24 protein-coding genes and 1 pseudogene are annotated in these 26,679 nt (G+C 44.7%); 5 read left to right on the top strand and 20 right to left on the bottom strand.

Annotated features, from left to right (window positions below; translation table 11 throughout):
* The 7 genes and pseudogenes from glyA to AB5Z01_RS06040 all read right to left on the bottom strand — a co-directional run.
* Positions 1–531 (bottom strand): annotated as a pseudogene (gene glyA / locus AB5Z01_RS06070) (serine hydroxymethyltransferase); the annotation flags it as partial.
* A gap of 209 nt (positions 532–740) precedes the next feature.
* A complete protein-coding gene (locus AB5Z01_RS06065) occupies positions 741–2,003 on the bottom strand; it encodes a replication-associated recombination protein A (RefSeq protein ID WP_181982707.1) in 1,263 nt (420 codons plus the stop codon).
* Positions 2,004–2,026: 23 nt separating this feature from the next.
* Positions 2,027–2,317: a hypothetical protein gene (locus AB5Z01_RS06060; protein WP_022286705.1), complete on the bottom strand. Its 291-nt coding sequence runs from the start codon at positions 2,315–2,317 to the stop codon at positions 2,027–2,029.
* A 424-nt stretch (positions 2,318–2,741) separates the two neighbouring features.
* On the bottom strand, positions 2,742–4,004 hold the full coding sequence (gene clpX, locus AB5Z01_RS06055; RefSeq protein WP_022286704.1) for an ATP-dependent Clp protease ATP-binding subunit ClpX: 1,263 nt from the start codon (positions 4,002–4,004) through the stop codon (positions 2,742–2,744).
* A gap of 14 nt (positions 4,005–4,018) precedes the next feature.
* A complete protein-coding gene (clpP, locus tag AB5Z01_RS06050; RefSeq protein ID WP_022286703.1) occupies positions 4,019–4,609 on the bottom strand; it encodes an ATP-dependent Clp endopeptidase proteolytic subunit ClpP in 591 nt (196 codons plus the stop codon).
* Positions 4,610–4,672: 63 nt separating this feature from the next.
* Complete coding sequence (gene tig / locus AB5Z01_RS06045; RefSeq protein WP_368365385.1) at positions 4,673–5,953, bottom strand: trigger factor; 1,281 nt, start codon at positions 5,951–5,953, stop codon at positions 4,673–4,675.
* A gap of 72 nt (positions 5,954–6,025) precedes the next feature.
* Positions 6,026–6,736: a metallophosphoesterase gene (locus AB5Z01_RS06040; RefSeq protein WP_022286701.1), complete on the bottom strand. Its 711-nt coding sequence runs from the start codon at positions 6,734–6,736 to the stop codon at positions 6,026–6,028.
* A 96-nt stretch (positions 6,737–6,832) separates the two neighbouring features.
* Here AB5Z01_RS06040 and AB5Z01_RS06035 point away from each other — a divergent pair, with 96 nt between their 5' ends.
* Positions 6,833–6,997 (top strand): DUF1540 domain-containing protein, encoded by a 165-nt coding sequence (locus AB5Z01_RS06035; protein ID WP_022286700.1) that lies wholly within the window; start codon positions 6,833–6,835, stop codon positions 6,995–6,997.
* A gap of 72 nt (positions 6,998–7,069) precedes the next feature.
* On the opposite strand, the gene thrC is transcribed toward AB5Z01_RS06035, so the two are convergent.
* The 13 genes from thrC to uvrB all read right to left on the bottom strand — a co-directional run bounded on the left by thrC (position 7,070) and on the right by uvrB (position 22,110).
* Positions 7,070–8,560, bottom strand: a complete 1,491-nt coding sequence (gene thrC, locus AB5Z01_RS06030; RefSeq protein WP_022286699.1) for a threonine synthase — start codon at positions 8,558–8,560, stop codon at positions 7,070–7,072.
* A gap of 148 nt (positions 8,561–8,708) precedes the next feature.
* Positions 8,709–9,101, bottom strand: a complete 393-nt coding sequence (locus AB5Z01_RS06025) for a YraN family protein (RefSeq protein WP_243238816.1) — start codon at positions 9,099–9,101, stop codon at positions 8,709–8,711.
* The gene (locus AB5Z01_RS06020; protein ID WP_038671652.1) at positions 9,079–9,693 is read right to left on the bottom strand and encodes a ribonuclease HII; all 615 of its coding nucleotides are present in this window, start codon (positions 9,691–9,693) and stop codon (positions 9,079–9,081) included. The genes AB5Z01_RS06025 and AB5Z01_RS06020 overlap by 23 nt, the downstream gene beginning before the upstream one ends.
* 1 nt (position 9,694) lies before the next feature.
* The gene (gene ylqF, locus AB5Z01_RS06015; RefSeq protein ID WP_022286696.1) at positions 9,695–10,591 is read right to left on the bottom strand and encodes a ribosome biogenesis GTPase YlqF; all 897 of its coding nucleotides are present in this window, start codon (positions 10,589–10,591) and stop codon (positions 9,695–9,697) included.
* 20 nt (positions 10,592–10,611) lie between these two features.
* Positions 10,612–11,181, bottom strand: a complete 570-nt coding sequence (lepB, locus tag AB5Z01_RS06010) for a signal peptidase I (protein WP_368365384.1) — start codon at positions 11,179–11,181, stop codon at positions 10,612–10,614.
* Entirely contained in the window at positions 11,178–11,813 is a 636-nt protein-coding gene (gene lepB / locus AB5Z01_RS06005) for a signal peptidase I (protein WP_117856351.1), read from the bottom strand. Before lepB (AB5Z01_RS06005) ends, lepB (AB5Z01_RS06010) begins: the two co-directional genes overlap by 4 nt.
* Positions 11,814–11,931: 118 nt before the next feature.
* Positions 11,932–12,780 (bottom strand): DUF6291 domain-containing protein, encoded by an 849-nt coding sequence (locus tag AB5Z01_RS06000; RefSeq protein ID WP_368365383.1) that lies wholly within the window; start codon positions 12,778–12,780, stop codon positions 11,932–11,934.
* Positions 12,781–13,027: 247 nt separating this feature from the next.
* Positions 13,028–13,372 carry a 50S ribosomal protein L19 gene (gene rplS / locus AB5Z01_RS05995; RefSeq protein ID WP_022286692.1) on the bottom strand — a complete coding sequence of 115 codons (345 nt, stop codon included), beginning with the start codon at positions 13,370–13,372 and terminating at the stop codon, positions 13,028–13,030.
* Between the two features lie 191 nt (positions 13,373–13,563).
* The gene (locus AB5Z01_RS05990) at positions 13,564–14,265 is read right to left on the bottom strand and encodes a TIGR03936 family radical SAM-associated protein (RefSeq protein WP_368365382.1); all 702 of its coding nucleotides are present in this window, start codon (positions 14,263–14,265) and stop codon (positions 13,564–13,566) included.
* Positions 14,252–16,105 carry a TIGR03960 family B12-binding radical SAM protein gene (locus tag AB5Z01_RS05985; RefSeq protein ID WP_117905167.1) on the bottom strand — a complete coding sequence of 618 codons (1,854 nt, stop codon included), beginning with the start codon at positions 16,103–16,105 and terminating at the stop codon, positions 14,252–14,254. Before AB5Z01_RS05985 ends, AB5Z01_RS05990 begins: the two co-directional genes overlap by 14 nt.
* Before the next feature lie 165 nt (positions 16,106–16,270).
* Positions 16,271–16,831, bottom strand: a complete 561-nt coding sequence (locus AB5Z01_RS05980; RefSeq protein ID WP_287214503.1) for a site-2 protease family protein — start codon at positions 16,829–16,831, stop codon at positions 16,271–16,273.
* Positions 16,832–17,195: 364 nt separating this feature from the next.
* Complete coding sequence (gene uvrA / locus AB5Z01_RS05975; protein ID WP_287214501.1) at positions 17,196–20,018, bottom strand: excinuclease ABC subunit UvrA; 2,823 nt, start codon at positions 20,016–20,018, stop codon at positions 17,196–17,198.
* Positions 20,019–20,139: 121 nt separating this feature from the next.
* Complete coding sequence (uvrB, locus tag AB5Z01_RS05970) at positions 20,140–22,110, bottom strand: excinuclease ABC subunit UvrB (protein WP_287214498.1); 1,971 nt, start codon at positions 22,108–22,110, stop codon at positions 20,140–20,142.
* Between the two features lie 820 nt (positions 22,111–22,930).
* Between uvrB and AB5Z01_RS05965 the strand changes: the two genes are divergently transcribed.
* The 4 genes from AB5Z01_RS05965 to AB5Z01_RS05950 all read left to right on the top strand — a co-directional run bounded on the left by AB5Z01_RS05965 (position 22,931) and on the right by AB5Z01_RS05950 (position 26,670).
* Complete coding sequence (locus AB5Z01_RS05965; RefSeq protein WP_022286686.1) at positions 22,931–23,347, top strand: hypothetical protein; 417 nt, start codon at positions 22,931–22,933, stop codon at positions 23,345–23,347.
* A gap of 8 nt (positions 23,348–23,355) precedes the next feature.
* Positions 23,356–24,327: an RluA family pseudouridine synthase gene (locus AB5Z01_RS05960; RefSeq protein WP_117863743.1), complete on the top strand. Its 972-nt coding sequence runs from the start codon at positions 23,356–23,358 to the stop codon at positions 24,325–24,327.
* Between the two features lie 206 nt (positions 24,328–24,533).
* Complete coding sequence (locus AB5Z01_RS05955; protein ID WP_287214493.1) at positions 24,534–25,406, top strand: PHP domain-containing protein; 873 nt, start codon at positions 24,534–24,536, stop codon at positions 25,404–25,406.
* A 91-nt stretch (positions 25,407–25,497) separates the two neighbouring features.
* Positions 25,498–26,670, top strand: coding sequence for an NADP-dependent malic enzyme (locus AB5Z01_RS05950; protein ID WP_287214582.1), 1,173 nt, complete (start codon positions 25,498–25,500; stop codon positions 26,668–26,670).
* The last annotated feature ends 9 nt before the right edge of the window (positions 26,671–26,679 follow it).

The raw sequence follows: 26,679 nt of genomic DNA, 5'->3' as shown, positions 1-26,679 counted from the left end.
GCTTGCACCTGCAACAATAAGTCTTGGTCTGCACTTGTTAGCCTGCTTGTAAAGAGCCTCATAGTCAATATATCCCTCGTCATTTACGCCGTAAGGAACAAAATTAAAATACTTACCTGAAAGGTTTACAGGTGAGCCGTGTGTAAGGTGTCCGCCAGCGTCAAGGCTCATACCCATAACAGTGTCGCCCGGCTTAAGAAGAGCAAAATAAACAGCAGTGTTAGCCTGAGCGCCGGAATGTGGCTGAACGTTAGCATACTTAGCACCGAAAAGCTTGCAGGCTCTTTCAACAGCTATATCCTCCACAACGTCAACGCACTGACAGCCGCCATAATATCTCTTGCCAGAATATCCCTCGGCATACTTATTAGTAAGCACAGAACCCATTGCAGCCATAACGGCAGGTGAAACGATATTTTCGCTTGCGATAAGCTCAAGATTTCTTCTCTGTCTTGCCAGCTCGGCTTCCATTGCTTCGCCGACTTCTTTATCGACATTTTCAACAAAGCCGATAGTATCCATTATTTTCATCGAAATTACTCCCATCATAAAATTTTACGGACATTCCGTTCTCTTTTATTATAACGTATTTTTCTTTTGATGTCAACGAAAATTTTTTTGTAGTGAGGAATGAGGAATGAGGAGTGAGGAATTAAGGTATCGCCTGCGGCGATTAATTTTTGTGGAGAATAGGTTTTACTGCCGCAAAATTGCTTCGCTCTTTTCGTTTTTTTCATTTCTCACTTCTTTATCTTCTCCCAATACGCTTTCGCCATTTGCTCCGTCTTATTCTCACCATACTGATAATAAGTCCTCCCCACAAGCTTATCAGGCAGATACTGCTGTTTTACCCAATGATTTGGATAATCGTGAGGATAAAGATAGTGCTGTCCTTTGATAACAGCACCCTCGCCGTCAAAATGCTTATTCTGCAAATGCCGTGGATAATCTCCGAAATCACCATTTCTAACATCTGCTAAAGCTGCGTCTATTGCTGATTCAGCGGAATTTGATTTTGGAGCAGTGGCAAGAAGAACCACAGCTTCCGCCAATGGTATCCTTGCTTCAGGCAGTCCCAACTGCAATGCCGAATCAACGCAGGATTTCGTCACTACCGCCGCCATAGGATACGCAAGTCCTATATCCTCGCTTGCGATAACAAGCAGCCGTCTGCACAGAGAAATGATGTCCCCAGCTTCCATAAGCCGTGCGGCATAATGAAGTGCGGCGTTCTCGTCAGAACCTCTTATGGACTTCTGCAAAGCCGATAGAATATCATAATGCTCATCTCCTGCACGGTCATAGCGCATATTGCTGCGCTGAGTAAGAAGCTTCACATTATCAAGGTTCACGGTGAGCTTTTCACCGTCATTATCTGCCGAAAGTATGCAAAGCTCAACTGTATTTATTGACTTTCTCACATCACCGCCGCATCCCCTTGCGATATGCTCCAGCACGCCATTCTCAAGACGCAGTTTCAGCCCCAGCTCATCAGCCATAAGCTGAAAAGCACGCTTTATTGCAGGCAAGATCTCCTCCGAAGTCAGCGGTTTGAACTCAAACACAGTTGAACGGCTGATTATGGCATTGTACACATAAAAATACGGATTTTCAGTGGTAGAAGCGATAAGAGTTATCTTGCCGTTTTCAATGTATTCAAGAAGCGATTGCTGCTGTTTTTTGTTAAGATACTGTATCTCATCAAGATAAAGCAAGATACCATTAATGCCGCTGAGCGTCTCAGTTTCAGCAACTATCTGCTTGATATCCGCAATAGAAGCACTTGTGCCGTTAAGCTTATGCATAGTCATATTAGCATTATTTGCTATCATTCTTGCGACCGTGGTTTTGCCAACACCTGACGGACCATAAAAAATCATATTCGGTATTTTACCGCTTTCGATAATGCGTCTGAGAGGTTTATTTTCGCCTAACAGGTGGGTCTGTCCCACAATATCATCAAGGGTTTTGGGTCTAATTCGTTCAGCCAAAGGCACACTCATTTTATGATCTCCTTAAAAAGCAATTAGTCTAAAATGTTCTGAATATCCTCTAAATGAAGCTGATAAGCCATGCTATTTATCTTTTTAAGCAGGTAGGTTTTTGCAACAAGAACAGCTTCCTGATATTTGGTGTTTTCCATACCAAGGCAAATGCGATAAATAATAAATTGATTAGAGGAGATTTTCATGATAATGTGATTATTGCCCTCGAAAGTACCACGGCAAATGGAGTTGGAGTTGACGAAGTTCCAAAGGTCGGAGTAAGTGAGAGCAGTGACTTCATCAGTAATAAACTGTTGGATAAGTTCATTCATATGGATACCCCCTATAGTGTATTTTCTTTAGTATAGCACATATTTCCGCATAATTCAAGGGAAAAAGCGGTCAAAGTTGGGAGTGTCGCCCGTTAGCTTCATGACCTCGTATCGTAAACAACAAAATGTAGGGGACGGCGCCCCCGACGTCCCGATATCGAAGTGTCGAATGTTTTTGATTGTGACAAATTTATGCAAGCGACCGAAACGGGCGAACAATGCTCGTCCTTACCACAATTTGTGTGTTTTCTCAAAGTTTGTGTAATAAATCACAAGATGTAACGTCCAAAAAGCGGTCTGTCGAGGGCGCCAGCCCCTACATGGTTTGTTAAACAAATAAATAATGTGCGGATAACGCAGAAATGCAACAAAAAAAGAGGCAGAATACTCCGCCTCTCATTTATCTGTACAAAGATTTGTACTATTATTTCTTTCTGGCCGAACTTACCGCACGAGTTATCTCAGGCTCTGCTTCGCCACGAACACATTCAGCCGTTATCTTTATGCCAACTATCTCATCATCAGATGGTGCTTCAAACATGAGCTTTGTGAGTATCTTCTCAACTATCGCCCTAAGTCCTCTTGCTCCTGTCTTTTCTTCAATAGTTCTCTTGGCTATCTCTCGCTTTGCGTCCTCTGTGATCTCAAAATCGATGTTGTCAAGCTTGAAAAGCTTCGTGTATTGCTTGATAAGCGAGTTCTTTGGCTCTGTCAAGATCCTGCAAAGTGCGTCCTCGTCAAGCTCGTCAAGAACCGTGATAACAGGAAGTCTGCCCACAAGCTCCGGTACGATACCGAACTTAACAAGATCGTGTGGCACTACCCTCTTCATCACATTGTTATCGTCCTCCTTGCTCTTGACCTTTCCGCCAAAACCAAGTGATGATGACTCTGTACGCTTCTTGATAACACTGTCAAGTCCCTCAAAAGCTCCGCCACAGATAAACAGAATGTTTTTGGTGTCTATCTGGATGAACTCCTGATGTGGGTGCTTTCTGCCACCCTGTGGAGGCACATTGGACACACAGCCCTCTACTATCTTAAGAAGCGCCTGCTGTACGCCCTCACCGCTTACGTCTCTTGTGATAGAAACGTTCTCCGACTTTCTTGATATCTTATCTATCTCGTCGATATAAATAATACCGTTCTGAGCCGCTTCAACATTATAATCTGCCGCCTGAATAAGCCTTGTAAGCACGTTTTCAACATCGTCGCCTACATAGCCTGCCTCTGTGAGCGTAGTAGCGTCAGCAATAGCAAAAGGCACGTTCAGAAGCCTTGCCAAAGTCTGTGCAAGCAAAGTCTTTCCTGTTCCTGTTGGTCCAAGAAGCAAAACGTTACTTTTCTGTATCTCTACGTCATCATCGTCATTAAGTGACAAAATTCTCTTGTAATGATTGTATACCGCAACAGAAAGCGCTATCTTTGCTTCCTCCTGCCCGATAACATACTCATCAAGAACTGCCTTTATCTCCGCAGGCTTCTTAAGGGTTATGCCGCTGTCAGCTGCATTTTTACCCTTGCCACGCTGCTTCGTTGTAGGAAGTCCCTCCTGCTCAGCCAGAACATTATAGCAATAAAGTACACACTCGTCACAAATGTGGCTCGTGCCTGCTGAAAAAAGTGTTCTAACCTTGTCCTCAGGCTTGCCGCAGAACGAGCATTTTCTTATTGTATCATTAGCCATTTATTTCACCGAACCTATCTGTTAGTTATTACCTTGTCGATAAGACCGTATTCAAGAGCCTCCTGAGCTGTCATATAATTGTCACGCTCAGTGTCGATGTTGATCTGCTCGATAGGCTTGCCTGTGTTCTGGGCAAGTATCCTGTTGAGCTTCTCTCTGGTCTTTACCATGTGGTCAGAATGTATCTTGATATCTGTACACTGACCAGAAATTCCGCCGCCTGCGATAAGAGGCTGATGAATGAGTATCTCACTGTTTGGCAGAGCAAATCTCTTACCCTTTGTGCCGCTTGAAAGCAGGAATGAACCCATTGAAGCAGCCATACCCATGCATATAGTTGACACGTCGCACTTGATATACTGGATAGTATCATAGATAGCCATGCCGGCAGTGATAACTCCTCCAGGGCTGTTTATATAAAGGTCGATATCCTTTTCAGGATCCTGTCCCTCAAGATAAAGCAACTGTGCCACTACTACGCTTGCCACTGCGTCATCTATCTGATCGCAGAGCATGATTATTCTGTCATTGAGCAGGCGGGAATAAATGTCATAGCTTCTCTCGCCTCTGCTTGTCTGTTCAACTACATAAGGTACCAATGCCATAAAATTGCCTCCTTAATCTATTTTCGCCCGCATAAGGTCATGCGGGCGAAAGCATAAATTATCTTACTTTATAACTGCTGCGTCCTTGATAAGGTCAACAGCCTTGCCAACTGCAATATCCTTCTTAAGGTCGTCGTCATGGATAAACTGCTTGATCTGGTCAACGTCAAGCTTGTAAGCCTCAGCAAGCTTATCAAACTCAGCCTTAAGCTCGTCCTCAGTTACCTCGATATTTTCAAGCTTTGCGATCTTTTCAAGTGCAAGTCTGAGCTTGACCTGCTTCTCAGCCTGCTCAGCATATGCCTTCTTTACAGTGTCGATAGTCTGACCTGTATACTGCATATAGAGATCAAGTGAGATGCCCTGTGGTGCAAGTCTCTGCTCCAGCTCGCCGATCATCTCGTTTACTCTGTTGTCAAACATAACCTGTGGGATCTCAGCTGTCATGTTCTCGATGACCTTATCGAATATCTTAGCCTCTACCTCAGAATCAGCGTGCTTCTCGTTAGCTTCCTCAAGCTTCTTCTTAACGTCAGCCTTGTATTCGTCAACTGTATCGAACTCTGTTGAATCCTTTACCATATCATCGTCCAACTCAGGCATAACCATCTTTGATATGCTCTTGAGCTTGATCTTGAATACAGCAGGTGCGCCTGCAAGTTCCTTTACCTGATACTCATCAGGGAATGTTACGTTGATGTCGAAATCCTCACCGGCATTGTGACCAACGATCTGATCCTCAAAGCCAGGAATGAACTGACCGCTTCCAAGTGACAGTGTGAAGTCTTCTGCCTTACCGCCCTCGAAAGCAACATCGTCCTTGAAGCCCTCGAAGTCGATAACAACGTCGTCACCGTTCTCAGCAGCTCTGTCGTCAACTGTCTCAACAGTTACATTCTTCTCTCTGAGAGCGTCAAGCTGCTTGTTGATATCCTCATCAGTTACAGGATTGACAACTTTTTCAACTTCTATACCCTTATAGTCCTTAACTTCAACCTCAGGCTTTGTGATGCAAGTTGCCTTGAGCTTTACACCGTTTTCCTTGCTGATCTCAGTTACCTCTACCTCTGGGCGAGTAACAAGTTCCAGACCGGACTCTTCAACTGCGCCGTTTACAACAGGAGCGTACAGAAGATTTACAGCGTCCTCAAAAAATACCTGCTCGCCGTATTCCTTTTCGATAAGCTTTCTAGGAGCCTTACCCTTACGGAAGCCAGGCATAGCGATATTCTTTCTTGCTTTAAGATAAGCTTTCTCTATTGCAGCCTCAAAATCCTCAGCAGAGATCTCGATCTCAAGCTCGTACTTATTGGTTTCAACATTGTTTGTAGCTTTTAAACTCATTTATTATTCCTCCATTATATAAATGTATCTTATACATTATAGCACAAATATATTGTCATTTCCAGCATTTTTTTATAAATTGTCACTTTGCACAATTTTCGTTATGTCCAATGGGTCAAAATGCAAGAAATCACTAGCTATAAGCCGATATTCCACTCCGTCACGAGTGCCGTTTATTGCATAAGCGTGGGCTCTTCCGTGAAGGTGTCCGTAAAAACACTTTTTTATGCCGTATTTATGAAGCACTTCAAGCATATCATAATTGCAGCTATTGCCGAAAAGCGGCGGATAATGCAAAAACACCACAGGCTCTAATCCTGCCTTTTGCGCAGACTCGATAGAGAGTGCAAGTCTGCCTGCTTCCCTTGCCAGAACCTTCTGATCTGCAGGTTCACCATTATCGCTTATCCAGCCTCTCGTTCCGCATATGCCGTAGCCATCATAGCTGTAATGATTATTATGCAGGATATTTATGGTATCAAAACCGTTTTCTGCGAAAAATTTATCCATTTTGTTCTTGGTGTTCCACCAATAATCGTGATTGCCCTTGGATATTATTTTTCTGCCGTTTAGCTTATTTATGAACTCGAAGTCTTTTTTCGACTGCTCAAAATTCATTCCCCACGAGATATCACCCGGTATCACCACAGTGTCCTCAGGACGAACTTTGTTCTGCCAGTTTGTTTCAAGCTTTGTCACATAATCAGACCAGCCACCGAATATATCCATTGGTTTATCTGTACCCAGCGACAAATGCAAGTCGGCAATGGCAAATAGGCTCACGGTTTTTCCTCCATTCCAGAAACTTCATGTATTATCCCGACCACTCATGCACATACTACTTTTGCAGCAAAAAGCTGCAGAAGGAGCGATGTACAAATGGAGAAGGATAGAATTTACGGTATCCACTGCAACGTAGACAACTGCGTTTACAACAGCAACAACTGCGAATGTACCGCAGGCAAGATCAATGTAGGCTGTACCTGCACTGACCCTAACTGCTGTGACGAAACAGAGTGCAAGACATTCAAGGCAAGAGGCTAATTCCCCTTGCCATGGTCAGTGGACATACGCTGTGCGCTGACCTCCGCCCGACAATAGTCGGACGGGTACATATCAAATACCCAGAGCTGAGTAGATGTAGTCCTTCATATCAGCCTTGTCGATTACCTTTGTGAATCTTACTTCCTTATCCTTAAGTGCAGCAAGTGAAGCAGGAACAGGTATCTTTGAAACCTCGGCAAGCTCGTCAACAAGACCGAACTCGTCAGCGTTTGTATCCTTACCGATAGCTGCAAGAACTGAGCCTGAGAACTTATATGGGCTTGCTGTTGAAGCGATAACAGTCTTTGTCTTGTCGCCTGTAGCAGCCGCATAGTCCTTGTATACCTTCACTGCAACGGCTGTGTGAGTGTCGCAAGTGTAAGAATACTCGTCATAGATCTCCTTGATGCAAGCCTTTGTCTGCTCATCGTCGCAGCAGCCTGCATAGAACTCGTCAGCGATAGCCTTCTTCACTTCGTCTGTTACCTCATATCTGCCAGTCTTAGAAAGGCTGCCGAACCACTCTCTTATCTGAGCGTCATCAGAGCCACTAAGGTGATAGAGAAGTCTTTCAAGGTTAGAGGAAATAAGGATATCCATAGAAGGAGAGATAGTTGTATGGAACGGACGATTTCTGTCATAAATACCTGTCTTTATAAAGTCTGTGAGGACGTTATTTGCGTTTGAAGCGCAGATAAGCTTATTAACAGGAACGCCCATATGCTTTGCATAGTAGCCTGCGAGGATATTACCGAAGTTGCCTGTTGGAACAACTATATTTATCTTGTCGCCAAGCTCGATCTCGCCGTCAGCAACAAGCTGAGCGTATGTAGATACATAGTAGATTATCTGTGGTGCAAGTCTGCCCCAGTTGATAGAGTTTGCAGAGGAGAACATCATGCCGTTCTCAGCAAGCTTGTCGGCAGTTTCCTTGCTTGTGAAGATAGTCTTAACACCTGTCTGAGCGTCGTCAAAGTTACCCTTGATAGCGCAAACGCCGACGTTGCCGCCCTCCTGAGTTGTCATCTGCTTTTTCTGCATAGCTGAAACGCCGTCCTCTGGATAGAACACGAGTATCTCTGTACCCTCAACGTCCTTGAAGCCCTCGAGAGCAGCCTTGCCAGTGTCGCCTGATGTAGCAACGAGGATAACTACCTTCTTGTCAACGCCAAGCTTCTTGATAGAAGTTGTGAGCAGATATGGAAGTATCTGGAGAGCCATATCCTTAAATGCACAAGTTGGACCATGCCACAGTTCGAGCATATAAGTGCCGTCAAAAAGGTGAGCAAGCTCTGCAATATTGTCAGTGTCGAAATTCTTTGTGTTGTAAGCACCCTCTACACAGTAGCGTATCTCAGCCTCTGTGAAATCTGTGAGGTACTTTGAGAAAACGAAAAATGCTCTCTCAGCGTAGCTTTTTTCGCCAAGAGCCTTGATATCATCAAGTGTTATGGCAGGTATCTCAGACGGAACGAAAAGACCGCCGTCCTCAGAAATGCCCTGTGCTATCGCCTGTGCAGACGAAACCTTTACTTCGCTGTTTCTTGTACTTTTGTAAAACATAAACAACAACCCTTCTTGTTTTAGATGTCCGACAGGTGTCGGCTATTTACAGACCATTTGTTCAGATAACGTCTAACATTCCACGTCACGGGCGAACAGTGTTCGCCCCTACAGACACAGTTCGTTTGGCATATCCGACCCATGGTCTTTATTTCATACTTGCATCAAAAGCGTTCACATAATATCTCAGCTTTTTGACTCTGCCGTTCTCCAACTCCACCGCCGCAACATCGAACCGACAGCACACAGGCTCTAAAATCCCCTTACAAAAAGCCTGTGCTGTCTGAACGATATGCCGCTGCTTGACCGGATCAACAGCTTCTTCAGCGGAGGTAAGAGAGCCATGCTCCCTAGTTTTGACCTCCACGAAGGCTATGATATCCGCTTTCTCTGCGATTATATCTATTTCACCGCCTCTGACGGTAAAATTCCTCTTTATTATCTCATACCCGTGTCTTACAAGAAAGCCGCAAACTGCGTCCTCCCCGATATTGCCCGTCTTTCGGCGCTGGGTATGGTCAATGCCCATTTTTCTTTGCATAATACTTTTTGAGAAAACTCATTCTATGTATCCCGCATGGTCCATACTGGTCTATCATCTGATAGTGGAGCTTTGTGCCATAGCCCTTATGCTTCTCAAACCGATACTCAGGATATTGTTCAGCCATTTGCTCCATATACCTGTCCCTTGCGACCTTTGCAAGAATTGAAGCCGCCGCCACTGCCTGACTTTTGGCATCTCCCTTTACCACCGCTATGGCAGGACACTCAAGCCCCTCAGGGGTCTTGTTCCCGTCGATAAGGCAGACATCAGGCTTTGTGTCCATATCCTCCACCGCTCTTTTCATTGCAAGCATTGCGGCGTTAAGTATATTTATATCCTCTATCTCTTCCACGGTTGCGGTCTGTATAGAAAAGTCAACTGCTTTTTCCATTATCTCATCAAAAAGCTCCTCACGCTTTTTCGCTGTAAGCTTTTTGCTGTCGTTTATCCCCTCTATAACTGTGTCCTTATCAAATATCACAGCCGCTGCAAACACATCTCCTGCAAGAGGACCTCTGCCAGCTTCATCGCAGCCGCACACCACGTTATAATCTTTTCTTATCTCGTTGTCAAACTCGCTGAGCGTCATATCAATACCCCTTTGGCTTTTCAAGAGTAAGTCTGCCGAGAGTACCGTTTCTGAACTCGTCCATAACTGTAATGGCTGCCCTTTCGGTATTTATCTCTCCGCCAGAAACTAAAAAGCCACGCTTTCTGCCTATTCTTTCAAGAAGCTCAAAGCCTACCACACAGCCGATAGTTTCCTCGTCAGCAGGCTCTATATCATCTGTTCTGATGCCATAACGTTTCTCGATAAGCTCAGGATAGTTCTCTTTCAAAAACTCAAGCAGACGGCAGGCGAGATATTCCATGTCCATTATATCGTCCTTGACTGCACCTGTGAAAGCGAGCCTTTCGCCAACAAGCTTATCCTCAAACTTAGGCCACAGCACACCCGGCATATCCAAAAGTTCAAAGCCCTCGTCAAGCTTCACCCACTGTTTACCTCTTGTAACACCGGGTCTGTCCTCAACTTTTGCAAGCCTTGACCCTGCAAGTCTGTTTATAAATGACGACTTGCCAACGTTTGGTATACCCACTATCATTATTCTTATAGGTCTGCCAGACATACCCTTGGCATTCCACTTCTCAATATCGTCCTTTAAAAGCTCTTTGAGCTTTCCATAAAACTTACTTACGTTTTTGCCACTCCTACAATCTGTAGCAAGTGCTGTGATTCCCTGTTTTGCATAATAGTCGAGCCACATTGCCGTTACTTCCGGATCGGCTGAATCAGCCTTGTTGAGAAGCACAAGCCTTGGCTTTGAGCCTACGATACGCTTCATTTCAGGGTTTCTGCTTGAAAACGGGATACGAGCGTCAGTTATTTCCACCACTGCGTCCACAAGCTTTAGGTTTGACGCCATTATGCGGCGCGTTTTTGCCATATGTCCAGGAAACCACTGAACGTGAGATACTTCGCTCATATCTTCCTCCTTACTCTAACTCAATCTACCTTACCAACGCCCTCATCATTGCCTGCCGCAAATCGAAACAGCACTCTGCCGATTATCTCGTCATAAGGCACATATCCTATTACACGGCTGTCTGTGGAATGATTTCGGTTATCGCCCATTACAAAGCAACATCCCGCAGGCACTTCATATTCATAAACTTCACTTTCTTTATTATAGTATCTTTCATCAAAATACTCGTCATCAAAGCTGCCGTCGCACTTAATATAGCTCTCATCAAGCACTGCTCCGTTGACCTTGACTATAGCCGACTTGTTGTCTATCTCGACCTTTTGCCCTTCTACGGCAATGATACGTTTGATTATCCTATTGTCAAGAACAGACGAGTTGACCACAACTATATCCCCCTGCTTTGGCGTATAAAGCAGTTTTGATATAACAAGAGAATCATTTTCAAAAAGAGTGTCCTGCATTGACTGTCCTTGTACATTCACTGTTCTAAACACAAAAGTAAAAACAAGCACGACCACGAACATTGCCATGACTATGATCTCAAGAAAGTCGAACAGATTATCAACAGCTCTTTTACCATGCTTTTTCAACTTACCTTACCAAAGCTGTCAAATGGATAAAGCCTTAAAACTGCCTTACCAAGCACGTCAGATGGGTCGATAAAGCCTATCCTTCTGCTGTCTGTGGAATTATTTCTGTTATCGCCCATGACAAACAGCTTGCCCTCAGGCACGTCATACTCAAAAACATTTTCTTCCACTTCATATTTCTCATCGAAGAGATTAGTGTTATACATAGCTTCCCTGATATTGTCATTTGAAATGACCTTACCGTTTACTGTAACGGTGTTGTTATTATAATCAACGACAACCTTATCCCCACCGGTGCCGATAACACGCTTGATGATAGTTTTGCCAAGCTTTTCGCTGTTGATAACAACGATATCGCCCTTTTGCGGTGTATAATTTATGTGAGTGATTATAAGTCTGTCCTGATCCTGCAAGGTCTCACGCATAGAAGGACCCTGAACAAGAACTATCCTGAAGAAAAAAGTAAATATCAGGATCACCACAAACATAGCGAACACGAAAGATTCAGCCCATTCAAAGACCTCGTCCATAACATTCACGGGCTGTTTTTCCTTTAGGTCGTCAGGGGCGGCTTTTTTAGCCTTGTCAATATCCTCCTGAGAAACGTCGCCGAATTTTTTATTATCGTCCATAAAAGCCTCGATCCTTTATCCAAAGGCGGCAAAAGCCGTCAAATACTCATATAGATTTATTATATCAAATTTCAAAACAAATTACAAGGGGGTGAGATAAATTTCTTTTTGATATTGCCTAAAAAAACTTTGACAGATCAAAATTCATGGCAAAGTCATCATACCACGACAGATCGCAGCCTTGTTTTTCTTTGGGCTTTGCCGCAGTCTTTCTCTTTGAATCATTGTCAAGCCAGCCTGAGATTATGCGGTATGGGTTTGTGCAGTGCCTGCCCTTGGTAAACAGCCATTGAGATAATTTAGATATATAGCTCTCTAAAGACAGACCGACAGACCGACACCTGCTTTCAAGCTCGTTATACTGCTCTGATGTGAGCATTATATTTTTGTGTGTGCCGAAAGACCTGACGTCAGACTTTGCTGTCCCTGCGTCTTTCTTTTTCTCTTTATCTATAGCTTTATCTTTATCTTTGTCTTTATCTGTATCTTTGTCTATATCTATATCTGTATCTTTGTCTTTATCTATATCTATATCTTTATCAGCTTTTTTTGCTTTTTCTGAAAACCTTTTGGTTTGTGAAAAAGCTTTTGGTTTTTCTGCGGTATCATTTATACCCTGAGGTTTTTCTTCTGCATTATCTGCTGATGCAGCTGTCTGCTCAGCTTTTTCATCAGTATTCCCTGACTCATCAGACTTTTTAGGTCTGCCGCCCTTTTTACCGCACTCGCTCCTTTGGGCACACATCTCTTCCCATGCAATGCCGTCACGCTCGATAGCGGCCCTCATCATAAGAAACGCTATCTTTGCTCCGCCTGACAGCTTTGGTGTTTCTCCCCTCTTTGCATAAGCAAACAGCGCCATGACAAGCTCGCCTATCTCTTCGCTGCTGTCAAGCGCCTGAAAAATGTCCTCCCAGTCTTTGTAAAGCATGAACGCTTTGTTGTCTGTGTGAAAATTCTTTGCCATTTTTTATCGTCCTTTCTCTGTGAAGCAGAGGAAATTATCCCCCTCTACTTATCCAGAAAAAAGGGCGTTTTGTTGCATAAAAAATGCAACAATTGCAGAAATGTTGCCAAATTAAAATATAAATCATTTGTTTGCACAAATCAAATGCTGATATTTTGTACAATTTGACAATAAGAATTCTCCATAGCCAAAGTGGCAAGGGATAAAAAAAGAGCCGACCAAAGCCGACTCGTTTTTATAGAAAGAATTATCTGATAGCTTCCTTGACCTTAGCTGCCTTACCAACTCTGTCACGGAGATAATAGAGCTTAGCACGGCGAACCTTACCGCTGCGTACAACCTCTACCTTTTCAACTACAGGTGAATGAACAGGGAAAACTCTCTCGATTCCACAGCCGTGAGCTACTCTACGAACTGTGAATGTCTCGTGGATTCCACCGTGCTTCTTAGCGATAACTGTGCCCTCGAATACCTGGATTCTGGACTTGTCACCCTCTGTAATTCTTACGTGTACCTTTACTGTATCACCAACATTGATAACAGGTGCCTCGGATTTAAGGCTTGAATTAGAAATCTGCTTTAAAGCGTCCACTTTAAATTCCTCCTTAATATTTTCAGACATTCATTCGCTTTATGGCAGCTATCGCTGCAAAGCCAGAGGACTGCCCGCTTTAATGTCGTGCCTTTCGTTCAAAGGCGTGGCATTAACTCTCGTCGGAAGAACCGACGGTAATTCAAATGCTTTAATATTATACCACATCTCAAAACCTTTTGCAAGGATATTTATATAAAATTTTCGCCATTTGCCATGAGTATTTTTGTACGTTCTGTATAAATTTCCGATATTTCTATACCATAACGCTCACAGAACGTGTCTATGACTACGTTCACATTAAGATTGAAGGAGCTTCCGCACGGCAGCTTTAATGTCACCTCAAAGCTGTCCTCTAGCTCTTTGCTGTCAAGCACTGTGATATGTGGCTTTATATCCACAAGATTGATAGTCTTTTTCTTGGTTCGCTTTTCTATCTCTATCTTGTCAAGTGCTATGAACTTGCCGAAAAGCTCCGCCACTTCATGTACGCTCTTATCTGTTTTCAGCCTTGCCACATACTCCGCCGCTGTAATGTCGGTATGCTTATGCTTAGGCTTTGAAACGCTCACTATCTCCAGACCAACAGGCGTTTGTGCGTTCATTCGCTCCAAAACCTCGTTGTATGGGATATCCTCAGTGAGAGCAAAGTCCATTATCTCTACCCTGCTGTCAGTGCCCAAAGGCAACGCCAGTGGGAACATTATATACACATGAGGATTGAAACCCTGAGTGTGCCATATTGGCAGGTGCGCCCTTTTGAACACTCGCTGAAAGGCTCTCATAAGGTCAAGATGAGAAATGTATTTCGCCCTGCCTGTTTTTGAAAATACCGCTCTGTATTCAAATCTCTCCAAACGGAGATTTACATTCTTCGGCTCAGCGTTTGCCACAGTAAACACCTCCGTATTCGCATTTTATGCCACAGCCTGAACAGCCCTCTTTGCAGTTTCGTGTAGTCACCGCCTGATGTGCTTTCTTGTTCTCACGAACGAAAAACTCGTGGCTCACAAGATAATCAAGGTGCGACCACGGTGCTATCTCGTCATAAGAACGTCTGCGGTGAGCATAGAAGCTTGTATCAAGCCCGCACTCCTCAAATGCTTCCTGCCACTTGTCAGCCTTGAAATGCTCGTCCCAGCCGTCAAGATAGCAACCCTTTTTCCATGCGGTATATATCGCCTTACCAAGACGCCTGTCACCCCTTGCAAGAACTGCTTCCAATATAGATGTATAGGATTGGTGAGTGCTAAGGCGTATCTTGCGGCTTGTAAGACTTTTGAAAAGGTGTTCCTGTTTCTCTTTTATCTCCTCGGGAGTTGCCTGTGGCTCGAACTCGAAAGGTGTGAAAGGCTTTGGTACGAATGTTGCAGTAGAAACTGATATCTGCACGCTCTTGCCACGCTTTTCTTTTGGTGTTTCGTAATAAAGGTCAAGGACTTTCTGCGCAAGCTTTGCGATACCCTCAACATCCTCCAGCGTTTCCTCTGGCAGACCAAGCATGAAATAAAGCTTTACAGTGCTGTATCCGCCCTCAAAGGCAGTGCGACAGGTACGCATTATCTCGTCCTCGGTGATGTTCTTGTTTATTACGTCACGAAGTCGTTGTGTGCCTGCTTCTGGTGCAAAGGTCAGACCGCTTTTTCTTACGGACTTTATTTTTTCCAAAAGCTCTTCGCTGAAATTGTCTATTCTCAACGACGGCAGTGAAAGGTTTATCTGCTCACCGTCGGTGTATTCCACAAGATTTTCCAAAAGCTTGTTTATCTCTGTGTAATCGCTCGTAGACAAAGACGACAAAGACACTTCCTCATAGCCCGTCTGCTCGCAAAGGGACTTAGTTTCGTTCTTTATGGTGTCGATGCTTTTCTCTCTGAACGGGCGGTAGATAAAGCCTGCCTGACAGAATCGACAGCCTCTTATGCACCCTCTCAGTACCTCAACCACCGCTCTGTCATGGACTATCTGAGTAAACGGCACAACAAAGCCCTCAGGGTAATATACCTTATCAAAATCCTTTATAACACGCTTTTTGACCCTAGCAGGTGCCTCAGGGACGTTTGGCGTGATAGACTTCACAGTACCGTCCTCATTGTAATCAACGTCATAGAAAGACGGAACATAAACACCCTCCAGCTTTGCGGCTTCTCTTAGAAACTCTTGCTTAGTAGGCTTCAAAGGCTTCATTCTCTCGTAAAGTTCAAGAAGTTCCACGTTGACTTCCTCACCCTCGCCAAGAATGAACAGGTCGAAAAAGTCAGCCATAGGCTCAGGGTTGCAGGCACACGGACCGCCTGCGATAACAAGTGGTGTAAGCTCAGTTCTGTCCTTTGCAAGCACCGGCACGCCTGCAAGGTCGAGCATTTCAAGCACATTATTATAAGAAAGCTCATACATGAGCGTAAAGCCGATGAAGTCGAAATCCTTTATAGGGTCAAGGCTCTCCAGTGCGTAAAGTGGGATATCGTTCTCACGCATAAGCTTGTTGTAGTCCTCTTCAGGCATGAAAACACGCTCGCACCACCAATTTTCACGGGCATTTTTCAGACCATAAAGTATCTTCATGCCCAGGTGTGACATACCCACCTCGTAGGTATCAGGAAAGCAGAAGGCAAAGCGCACGTCCACCTTATCCTTATCCTTTACAACGCTGCCCACCTCGCCGCCTATATACCTTGACGGACGCTGCACTTTAAGCAGCAGCTTTTCTATTTTCTTTTTCAGTTCTTCCAAAGTTTTATCCTCCGATATTGAATGTCTGTACTATCTCACCGCACCCAGCAAAGCGAAAGCAATACACAAAGTGAGGTGAAACGGGCGAACTGTTCGCCCCTACAGATACATAAGCATTTCATATCATTATACCAAAAATTTATTACAAAAGCAATAAGTAAAGTGTTAATATATGACTTCAGAGAGGACGATAAAACAAAAAGTTGCGGCAAAAGAAACGCTCACAGTGCCGTGGAGTATCATATATATCATAGCCACCGCTGAGAGTAGTATAAACACCGCTCTGAAAAACTCGCAGACCTTGCCATTGGCAAGCAAGGCGAGTATCCTGCCACCGTCAAAATAGCGAAATGGCAGTAGGTTTAGCACACCAAGCAGAAAATTCACCTGACAGAAAAAGCCACCACCATTTGCCATATATGACAGCAGGCAGAGCATAAAGTTCACGGCAGGCCCTGCGAAAAGCACAACAAGATCGTGATTTTTAGAAAGCTGTTTATTATCAGGAGTAATGCGGATACCGCCTCCATAGACAACAATTTCTTGCGGTGAGCTTCCGAAAGCGGTCATGAGTACGAGGTGACCCAGTTCGTGGAGTGCGCAGCTCACAAGGGTCATGAGCAATTTTTCCGTTTGGGTCGCAGAGCATATCGTCACGAGGGCTATAACAAAGAAAAAGCTGAATGAAATTCCATAAGTCGTATTTTTGATTTTTAGCTTAAACAAGTTCATCACCGAGATATGTATATTCGGTATTTGCTAAAATAATGTGTAGGGGACGGCACCCTCGACGTCCCGCTCGGAGAGATAACACCATAACTGTTATATCTTCGATATTGGGATTTTTTGGTTGCTAAATGGAGGGGCAACGCTGTGATTATCACACCCCTGATGCCGAATTATTCGGGATACATTATTGTGACGTTTGCCAATAATTCCGCAGGCGAGGGATAGCGGGACGCCGAGGGCGTCGTCCCCTACATTTTATTCGGAAGAGGTTCTACTGCCGCAAAATCGCTACGCTCGGTGCTTGTGCACAACTTTGGTCAGCTATGCCAATTCCTCATTCCTCACTCCTCATTTGTTACAGCTACAGCATCTTCCTCAAATACTGTCCCGTATAAGACCTGTCGCAAGCCGCAATTTCCTCAGGCGTGCCTGTGCAAACGATAGTTCCGCCGCCGTCGCCGCCCTCAGGTCCTAAATCTATGATATGATCTGCGGTCTTTATGACGTCAAGATTATGCTCGATAACAAGCACTGTATTTCCCCCGTCTGCAAGCTTCTGCAATACCTCGATAAGCTTATGCACATCCGCAGTGTGAAGTCCTGTAGTCGGCTCGTCTAGGATATATATAGTTCTGCCTGTGGCTCTCTTTGAAAGCTCTGTTGCAAGCTTGACTCTCTGCGCTTCACCGCCTGAAAGCGTTGTAGCCGCCTGCCCTATCTTCACATAGCCAAGACCAACTTCATACAGTGTTTCAAGCTTACGGCTTATTTTAGGGATAGCACTGAAAAACTCAACGCCCTCTTCCACTGTCATTTCAAGCACGTCATAGATGTTCTTTCCCTTGTATCTTACCTCCAGCGTTTCACGGTTATATCTCATACCACCGCAGACTTCGCATGGCACATACACGTCAGGCAAAAAGTGCATTTCTATCTTGATTATACCGTCGCCCTCGCAGGCTTCACATCTTCCGCCTTTGACATTGAATGAGAAACGTCCTGCACCGTAGCCTTTCATCTTTGCATCAGCGGTCTGAGCGAAAAGTTCTCTGATATCGGTGAAAACCCCTGTATAGGTGGCAGGGTTAGACCTTGGCGTTCTGCCTATTGGCGACTGGTCGATATCTATTACCTTATCAAGATGCTCTATCCCCTGCATTTCCTTGAATGCTCCAGAGCGTATTTTCGCACGGTTTAATCTGCCTGCAAGCTCCTTATAGATTATCTCGTTCACAAGTGATGATTTGCCTGAACCTGACACACCTGTTACGCAGGTGAAAGTGCCGAGAGGTATCTCAACATCTATGTTTTTCAGATTGTTCTGTGTCGCACCGATGACTTTCAGATACTTGCCGTTGCCCTGTCTGCGTTTTTCAGGGACAGGTATTTTCTTTGCACCGCTGAGATACTGTCCTGTGATAGAACGCTTGCACTTCATTATATCATCAACAGTTCCTGCGCAGACTATCTCGCCGCCGTGAATGCCTGCTCCCGGTCCAACGTCAACCACGAAATCTGCCGCACGCATTGTGTCATCGTCATGCTCGACCACTATGAGGGTATTGCCAAGGTCACGAAGTCTTTTCAGCGTTGCGATAAGCTTGTCATTGTCACGCTGGTGCAGACCGATAGACGGCTCGTCAAGGATATACAGCACGCCCACAAGTGATGAGCCTATCTGCGTTGCAAGCCTTATACGCTGGCTCTCACCGCCTGAGAGAGTACCTGCAGAACGTGACAGGGTAAGATATTCAAGTCCCACGCTTTTGAGAAAGCCAAGGCGTGACTTTATCTCTTTTATTATCTGCTCGCCGATAAGCTTGTCACGGTCGCTTATCTCTAGGTTTTCAAAAAATTCAAGGGCTTTTGCAACGGACTTGTGACAAAGCTCTGCGATATTTATTCCGCCAACTGTAACGCTCAGGCTTTCTTTTTTAAGCCTTTCACCATGGCAGGCAGGACACTTTTCATCGCTCATATAAGCTTCTATATCAGCCTTTGCCCAATCGCTGTTGGATTCCTTGTAACGTCTTTCAAGGTTTGGTATAACGCCCTCAAATTCAGCCTGATAGTCAGCCTTATAGAACTTATTGCCACGCTTTAGGTGAAGTTTCTGACCCTGCGTGCCGTAAAGGAAAATGTCTATAGCGTCCTTGTCGAGATTTTTCACAGGCTCGTCAAGGGATATGCCGTAGGTCTCAGAAATTGCGTTGAAATACATCATGGCGATAGAGCCTTCTTCAAGGCTGTTCCAGCCACTGGCTTTGATTGCGCCTTGTCTTATAGAAAGGTCTTTATTAGGGATAATAAGCTCAGGGTCTATCTTCTTGAACACGCCAAGACCTGTACACTTTTCGCAAGCACCGAAAGGATTGTTGAACGAGAACATTCTCGGTGTCAGCTCGTCAATGGATACGCCATGCTCAGGGCAGGCGTAATTCTGTGAGAAAAGCATTTCCTCTCCGCCGATAACGTCAACTCCCACAAGTCCGCCTGTAAGCGAAGAAACAGTTTCGATACTGTCAGTCAGTCGGGACTTTATGCCCTCCTTGATAACAAGTCGGTCAACGACTATCTCGATAGTGTGCTTTTTATTTTTTTCTATCTTTATCTCTTCCGAAAGGTCATAGGTTATGCCGTCTATACGCACTCTCACATAGCCCGACTTTCTTGCACGGTCAAGCTCTTTTGTATGCTCGCCCTTGCGTCCTCTGATGATAGGAGCTAAAAGCTGAATCTTTGTACCCTCTTCAAGCTCCATTATCTTATCCACTATCTGGTCAACAGTCTGCTGACGTATCTCTCTTCCGCAGACAGGACAGTGTGGCACGCCTATACGGGCGTACAGAAGTCTGAGATAATCGTATATCTCGGTGACTGTTCCAACAGTTGAACGTGGGTTTTTGGAAGTAGTTTTCTGGTCTATGGATATAGCAGGGGAAAGTCCCTCTATGCTGTCAACATCAGGCTTGTCCATTTGACCCAAAAACATTCTCGCATAAGATGACAGCGACTCAACATAACGTCTTTGTCCGTCGGCATATATGGTATCGAATGCAAGAGAAGATTTACCCGAACCCGAAAGACCTGTCATAACAACAAGCTTATCTCTCGGTATGGTAACATCAACATTTTTGAGATTATGCTCTCTTGCACCTTTTATAACTATCTCGTTAATTGGCATTGGTATTCTTTACTCTCCTTTTGGTATTGAAAAATCACATATTGATATGCAGGCGGGCGAACGGTGTTCGCCCCTACACACGTTTTGTGGGTGTATATCCGTTTTATGTTTCACAAGGCTTTTACTTCTTCTCACCCTTTAACTCCGCAATTTTATCACGCAAGAATGCGGCGTGCTCAAATTCAAGCAGCTTTGCCGCCTCTTTCATTTCCTTGGTGAGCTTTTCTATAAGCTTTGCAGTTTCCTGCTTTGAAAGCTTTGTTTTCTGCCTTGCCTCGTATTCCACCTCTTCCTTAGTGGATATTTCTATTACATCTCTTATATCCTTGACTATAGTTTTCGGAACTATGCCGTGTTCTTCGTTGAACTTCATCTGTATTGCACGACGGCGCTCCGTTTCGGTGATAGCCTTTTCCATTGAACGTGTCACGGTGTCGGCATACATTATTACCTTACCCTCGGCGTTTCGAGCGGCTCTGCCTATGGTCTGTATAAGCGCGCTTTCAGAACGCAGGAAGCCCTCTTTATCGGCATCAAGTATAGCCACAAGAGTTACCTCAGGCAGGTCAAGACCCTCACGCAAAAGGTTGATACCAACAAGCACATCGAACTCGCCCAGACGCAGGTCACGGATTATTTCCATACGCTCAATAGTGTCGATATCGTGGTGCATATATCTCACCTTTACGTCAAAGCTCTTGAGATAGTTTGTTAGATCCTCAGCCATTTTCTTTGTAAGAGTAGTAACAAGCACACGCTGATTTTTAGCTGTGCGCATATTTATCTCGCTGAGCAAGTCCTCTATCTGACCCTCAGTCGGCTTTACGATTACCTCAGGGTCAAGCAGACCTGTCGGTCTTATGACCTGCTCAACTATCTGCTGTGACTTTTCCTGCTCGATAGGTCCTGGGGTAGCGGACACGAAAACCGCCTGATTGATATGAGAATAAAACTCATCAAAGGTCAGCGGTCTGTTATCCATTGCTGACGGTAGGCGGAAGCCATAGTCAACTAGGGTCTGCTTTCTTGCCCTGTCGCCTGCATACATACCTCTTACCTGCGGCAGAGAAACGTGTGACTCGTCCACGAAAAGCACAAAATCCTCAGGCAGAAAGTCAAGCAAAGTGAATGGCGTAGAGCCTGCGGGACGTCTTGCAAGCACACGGGAATAGTTCTCGATACCGCTGCAAAAGCCTATCTCCTCCAACATTTCAATATCATAGTTGGTGCGCTGTGCGATACGCTGAGCTTCGATAAGCATATCGTTGTCTTTGAAATACTTGATACGCTCGTCAAGCTCCTGCTTTATCTCCTCGATAGCGTCATGCATTTTATCACGGCTGACGATATAATGCGACGCAGGGAAAATTGCGGCGTGAGCAAGTGAGCAAAGCACCTCGCCGGTCACCACATTTATTTCAGTGATACGGTCTATCTCATCGCCGAAGAACTCCACTCTGATAGCAGTGTCTGTAGAATTTGCAGGAAATATCTCCACCACATCTCCCCTGACACGAAACTTGTTTCTCACGAAATTTATATCGTTACGCTCATACTGGATACCCACAAGGTCAGCGATAAGTCTGTCACGGGATTTCTCCATACCACGACGTATAGACACCACCATGGACTTATACTCCTCAGGGTCACCAAGGGAGTAGATACAAGAAACGCTGGCAACGATAATAACGTCGCGGCGTTCAGCGATAGCGGAAGTAGCGGAATGGCGGAGCTTATCTATCTCGTCATTAACGGAGCTGTCCTTTTCGATATAAACGTCCTTGCTAGGCACATAGGCTTCAGGCTGATAATAGTCATAGTAGGACACGAAATATTCCACGGCATTGTTCGGAAAAAACTCCTTGAACTCAGAGCAAAGCTGAGCGGCAAGTATCTTATTATGGGCAAGCACGAGCGTTGGACGGTTTATCCTAGCAATAACGTTTGCCATAGTAAAGGTCTTGCCGGAACCTGTAACGCCCATAAGCGTTTGTTCTCTCATGCCGCTTTCGATACCCTTTACTAAAGCGTCCACTGCTTCGGGCTGATCACCTGAAAGCTTATAATCTGAAACAAGCTGAAACTTATCCATAAATGCCTCCTCAATCGAACAGTTGTTTTACTTATTATATTACATTTATTTTTAATTGTAAAGGCTTTTTTATCAATATTTTTTGAATTTGCGTATATGTACGATTTTTCGGACTGGTATTGTTACTCAACCTGCGGTATCAGCTCGATGTATGTGTAGGGGCGAACACCGTTCGCCCGTCGAAGAAACAAACCCACGGTAACAACAAGGTTCGGCAGCAAAAAATTCTCCCCGACAATTCTGAATTTACAGCAAATCCTGAGCACGGGCGAACGGTGTTCGCTCGTCGAAGTAATAAGCCCACGGCAACAATAAGGTTCGGCAGCAAAAAAAATTCTCCCCGACAATTCTGAATTTACAGCAAATCCTGAGCACGGGCTGTTCGCCCCTACAGATTGTTCTGGAGAGGTTCTTCTGCCGCAAAATCGCTACGCTCTTTGCGGGGTTACATTTGATTAGGGAAAGGGTAAGCGGTGCAGATTTTTGCTCCGATATTACTTTATAATAGAGCACAACCTTCTTCTGCTTTTTATAATTCAATCTGCACCTAGTAGGCTTACGCCTATTGAGGCTCTGCCTCAAACTCCGCTCAGGGCTTTGCCCTAAGAACCCACAAGCCCTCTAACGCCGGGCTTGAGCCTGCGTTTAAGTGCTCGCTACGCTCGGTGCTTGTCCACATCTCTGTTCAGCTTTGCCCATTCCTCATTCCTCATTTCTCACTCCTCATTCCTCATTCCTCACTTAATACCGCTCCCCTCTTGCATTCTCCCACACTTTAGGTTATAATATCACTATAGTAATAATTTCAGGAGGACGTAACATGAATAGATCATATGACGAATACAACTACACCCTCTCAAAGCGTGAACTGGAAGAGCTTAAATTCTTATTCATCTCTGATGATGTGGACTACAACGACACTGACAGCAATGGGCTTACTTTCCTGCTCACTGCAATCGAAAGTGCTGACTTTGTTGAGCAGGACGGCGTTCTCAAGCCCGACAAACGAAGTGTTGATTTCATCAAATGGCTCATCGCTCAAGGCTCAGATGTGAACTTCCCTGCTGACAAAAAGCCTTTACAATATGCTATCAAATGTGAAGAGGAGATATCTCGCCGTAAAGGCAAAGCCTGCGATATGTCAGAAATTCTTCTGCTTCTCCGTGAAAGCGGTGCTGACAGCACCGGTCTTGACGAGCTTATTGACGGAGGATTCTCCGCTCGTGTGAAGCTCTGAGGTATAGCATGAGAGAATTTATAATAAATCAAAATGACGCAGGTCAGCGTGTTGACAAGTTTCTCACAAAGGCTGTGCCGAAGCTGCCTAAAAATCTGCTGTACAAATATCTGCGCCTAAAACGTATCAAGGTCAACGGCAAACGCTGTGAGATATCCACACGGCTTGCTTGCGGTGACGTTATGCAGCTTTACATCAATGACGAATTTTTCGAGGGCGAAGTTGCTGACAGACCTGCTTTTCTCAGTGCGCCAACGTCTTTGAATATTATTTACGAGGACGAGAATATTATCCTCTGCGACAAAAAGTGTGGACTTGTGGTACATGAGGACGAAAGCGGCTCGACAGACACACTTATAAACAGGATACAGCACTATCTTTATGAAAAGGGTGAATACCGTCCTGAGGAGGAGCTGTCTTTTGCTCCTGCCCTTTGCAACAGAATCGACCGCAACACCGGGGGCATTGTAATATGTGCAAAAAATGCTGAGAGCCTGCGTGTGCTTAATCAGAAAGTCAAAGACAGAGAACTTGAAAAGCTTTATCTTTGCGTGACCGTGGGCATACCAAAAGAAAAGTCTGCACGGCTCACGGCTTATCATCAGAAAGATGAAACCACAAAAACTGTCAGGGTATCCGACAAGAAATTTGAGGGCAGCCGCACTATGATAACATCGTATCGTGTGCTTGCGGAAAACAAGGCTGATGACCTTGCACTTCTTGAAGTTGACCTCATCACAGGCAGGACGCATCAGATAAGGGCGCACCTTGCTCACATTGGCTATCCACTTCTCGGTGACGGCAAATACGGAATAAATAAAGTCAACCGTGCATACAATGTGAAAACGCAGGCACTTTATTCGTACAAGCTCACATTTAAATTCACCACTGACGCAGGCATACTTGAATATCTAAACGGCAAGAGCTTTCAGGTTAAAGACGTATGGTTTTGCGAAAAATTCTTCGGATATAAGCTCTGATATTTCGTTAAATCGCACTATTTCGACACTGTGGATTTGTCATATACGACAAAATAATATAATTTTCGTGCAAATTTTGTGTAAATTGTTCAAAAGTGCTTGCAAATGTATATAAAATATGTTATAATTATTTAGTCAAATTTAACGGCTGTACTATATATACAGAAAATGACAGATATATTTTATAGATTTGGAGGAACAAAGGTATGACAGGAGATCTGCATTGTCACACAACACTGTCTGACGGCTCGCTTGGTATAGAAGAGGTCATTGTTCAGGCAAAAAGAATGGGACTTGACTTTCTTGCGATAACAGACCATGACACTCTTTCATCATCAAACAGAGCGCAAATACTTGGCGAACGTTATGGGGTCAAGGTCATTCCTGCGGTAGAGCTTTCCGCATGGGACAAGAAGCGCAATTCAAAAGTACACATTCTTTGCTATGCACCGCAGAAACCTGACAGGCTGGAAGGTCTTTGCCTGAAGTCATGCCAGATAAGAAAAGACTGTGCAAAGGAAATGATAGAAAATGTAATGGCAAGATATCCTATTCCTGCCGATGCTGTACTGCACTACACAAAAAGCTCAAAGAGCATTTTTAAACAGCATATCATGAGAGCATTGGTAAATTACGGCTATGCCACTGAGCTTTACGGCTCTGTGAACGACAAGCTTTTTGCATATCCAAACGGCGAATGTCTTGTGACCCGTGAATATCCTGACGTAAACTTTGTGCTTGATCTTATCCATTCCGCAAAGGGCATTGCAGTAATGGCACACCCTGTTATGTTCAACAACACCGAGCTGCTCCTTGAGCTTATCGAGGCAGGCAAGCTTGACGGAATTGAAGCTTATCATTACTCTGCTACTCCAACTCAACAGCAGAAGCTTGTGGATATCGCAAAGGAACATGACCTGATAGTGACTGGTGGCTCTGACTTCCACGGTCTGTATAATGAGACTATGACACATATCGGAAGCATGACCACTGACAAGGAAAATCTTGATAAGCTGTTCAAGCTCATTCATATAAATTCACAAAAAGCTAACAAAACGGCTGTGAAAACAGAGAAATAATATGGTATAATAAAGGGACATTATCATGCGGTAATGTTCCTTTAATGCGTAACAAAGCCTAGTTTGGCTGTAATAGAGAGGACTGTATAAAATGAACGTAATGGAAGAATCCCTACAGAAACACAGAGAATGGAAAGGCAAGATAGAGGTCTGCTCAAGAGCAAAGGTAAACAATGCAAAAGACCTGACGCTGGCTTATACTCCGGGCGTTGCTCAGCCTTGCCTTGAGATACAGAAAGATCCTGACCTTTCATATGAGCTTACAAGACGTGCAAATCTTGTGGCTGTTATCACAGACGGCTCTGCTGTGCTTGGTCTTGGCAATATTGGCGGTCTGGCTGGTATGCCTGTTATGGAGGGAAAATGTGCACTTTTCAAGGAGTTCGCAGACGTTGACGCTTTTCCACTTTGCATAAAGTCCAATGACGTTGACGAAATAGTAAACACCATCGCTATGATATCAGGCAGCTTCGGTGGTATAAATCTTGAGGATATCGCCGCTCCAAGGTGCTTTGAGATAGAGGCTAAGCTTAAAGAAAAAGTTGATATCCCTGTTTTCCATGACGATCAGCACGGAACTGCTATCGTTGTTGGTGCGGCACTTATGAACGCCTGCAAGGTAGCAAACAAGAAGATAAGCGACATCACACTGGTAATTAACGGTGCAGGTGCAGCTGGCTGTGCTATCGGAAAGCTGCTGCTTTCTCTCGGTATTGGCAATCTTATCATGGTAGACCGTGAGGGAATAATCTGCGAGGGCGACAATTATCTTAACGAGGCTCACGCTGAAATGGCAAAGGTCACAAACAAGAACAAGCTCCACGGCTCTCTTGCCGACGCACTCAAGGGTGCAGACGCTTTTGTGGGTGTTTCCAAGCCAAAGCTTGTGACCGCTGAAATGGTTAAATCCATGAACGATAAGCCTATACTTTTCGCAATGGCTAACCCGACTCCTGAGATAATGCCTGACGAAGCAAAGGCGGCAGGTGCGTTTATCGTTGGCACAGGACGTTCAGACTTCCCTAACCAGATAAACAACGTTATCGCTTTCCCTGGAATTTTCAAGGGGGCACTTGCAGTAAGGGCTTCTGACATCAACGAGGAAATGAAAATGGCTGCCGCAAAGGCTATCGCAGGCTGTGTGCCTGAGGACAAGCTCAATGCGGAATTTATTCTGCCGAACTCTTTTGACAGATCAGTACCGATCGCTGTGGCTGAGGCTGTGGCAAAGGCTGCAAGAGAAACAGGCGTAGCAAGAATTTAGGAGGTTTTT

It is taken from the genome of Ruminococcus sp. RTP21359st1_H3_RTP21359_211015 (genome assembly GCF_040909065.1).
Taxonomy (GTDB): domain Bacteria; phylum Bacillota; class Clostridia; order Oscillospirales; family Ruminococcaceae; genus Hominimerdicola; species Hominimerdicola aceti.
This window is presented reverse-complemented; position numbering and strand designations above follow the sequence as displayed.

Coding starts and splice junctions, on each gene's coding strand:
- AB5Z01_RS06065 (WP_181982707.1), bottom strand. CDS start 2,003: ATGAGTGTGCCTTTGGCTGAACGAATTAGACCCAAAACCCTTGATGAT.
- AB5Z01_RS06060 (WP_022286705.1), bottom strand. CDS start 2,317: ATGAATGAACTTATCCAACAGTTTATTACTGATGAAGTCACTGCTCTC.
- clpX (WP_022286704.1), bottom strand. CDS start 4,004: ATGGCTAATGATACAATAAGAAAATGCTCGTTCTGCGGCAAGCCTGAG.
- clpP (WP_022286703.1), bottom strand. CDS start 4,609: ATGGCATTGGTACCTTATGTAGTTGAACAGACAAGCAGAGGCGAGAGA.
- tig (WP_368365385.1), bottom strand. CDS start 5,953: ATGAGTTTAAAAGCTACAAACAATGTTGAAACCAATAAGTACGAGCTT.
- AB5Z01_RS06035 (WP_022286700.1), top strand. CDS start 6,833: ATGGAGAAGGATAGAATTTACGGTATCCACTGCAACGTAGACAACTGC.
- thrC (WP_022286699.1), bottom strand. CDS start 8,560: ATGTTTTACAAAAGTACAAGAAACAGCGAAGTAAAGGTTTCGTCTGCA.
- AB5Z01_RS06025 (WP_243238816.1), bottom strand. CDS start 9,101: ATGCAAAGAAAAATGGGCATTGACCATACCCAGCGCCGAAAGACGGGC.
- AB5Z01_RS06020 (WP_038671652.1), bottom strand. CDS start 9,693: ATGACGCTCAGCGAGTTTGACAACGAGATAAGAAAAGATTATAACGTG.
- ylqF (WP_022286696.1), bottom strand. CDS start 10,591: ATGAGCGAAGTATCTCACGTTCAGTGGTTTCCTGGACATATGGCAAAA.
- lepB (WP_117856351.1), bottom strand. CDS start 11,813: ATGGACGATAATAAAAAATTCGGCGACGTTTCTCAGGAGGATATTGAC.
- AB5Z01_RS06000 (WP_368365383.1), bottom strand. CDS start 12,780: ATGGCAAAGAATTTTCACACAGACAACAAAGCGTTCATGCTTTACAAA.
- uvrA (WP_287214501.1), bottom strand. CDS start 20,018: ATGCCAATTAACGAGATAGTTATAAAAGGTGCAAGAGAGCATAATCTC.
- uvrB (WP_287214498.1), bottom strand. CDS start 22,110: ATGGATAAGTTTCAGCTTGTTTCAGATTATAAGCTTTCAGGTGATCAG.
- AB5Z01_RS05965 (WP_022286686.1), top strand. CDS start 22,931: ATGAATAGATCATATGACGAATACAACTACACCCTCTCAAAGCGTGAA.
- AB5Z01_RS05960 (WP_117863743.1), top strand. CDS start 23,356: ATGAGAGAATTTATAATAAATCAAAATGACGCAGGTCAGCGTGTTGAC.
- AB5Z01_RS05955 (WP_287214493.1), top strand. CDS start 24,534: ATGACAGGAGATCTGCATTGTCACACAACACTGTCTGACGGCTCGCTT.
- AB5Z01_RS05950 (WP_287214582.1), top strand. CDS start 25,498: ATGAACGTAATGGAAGAATCCCTACAGAAACACAGAGAATGGAAAGGC.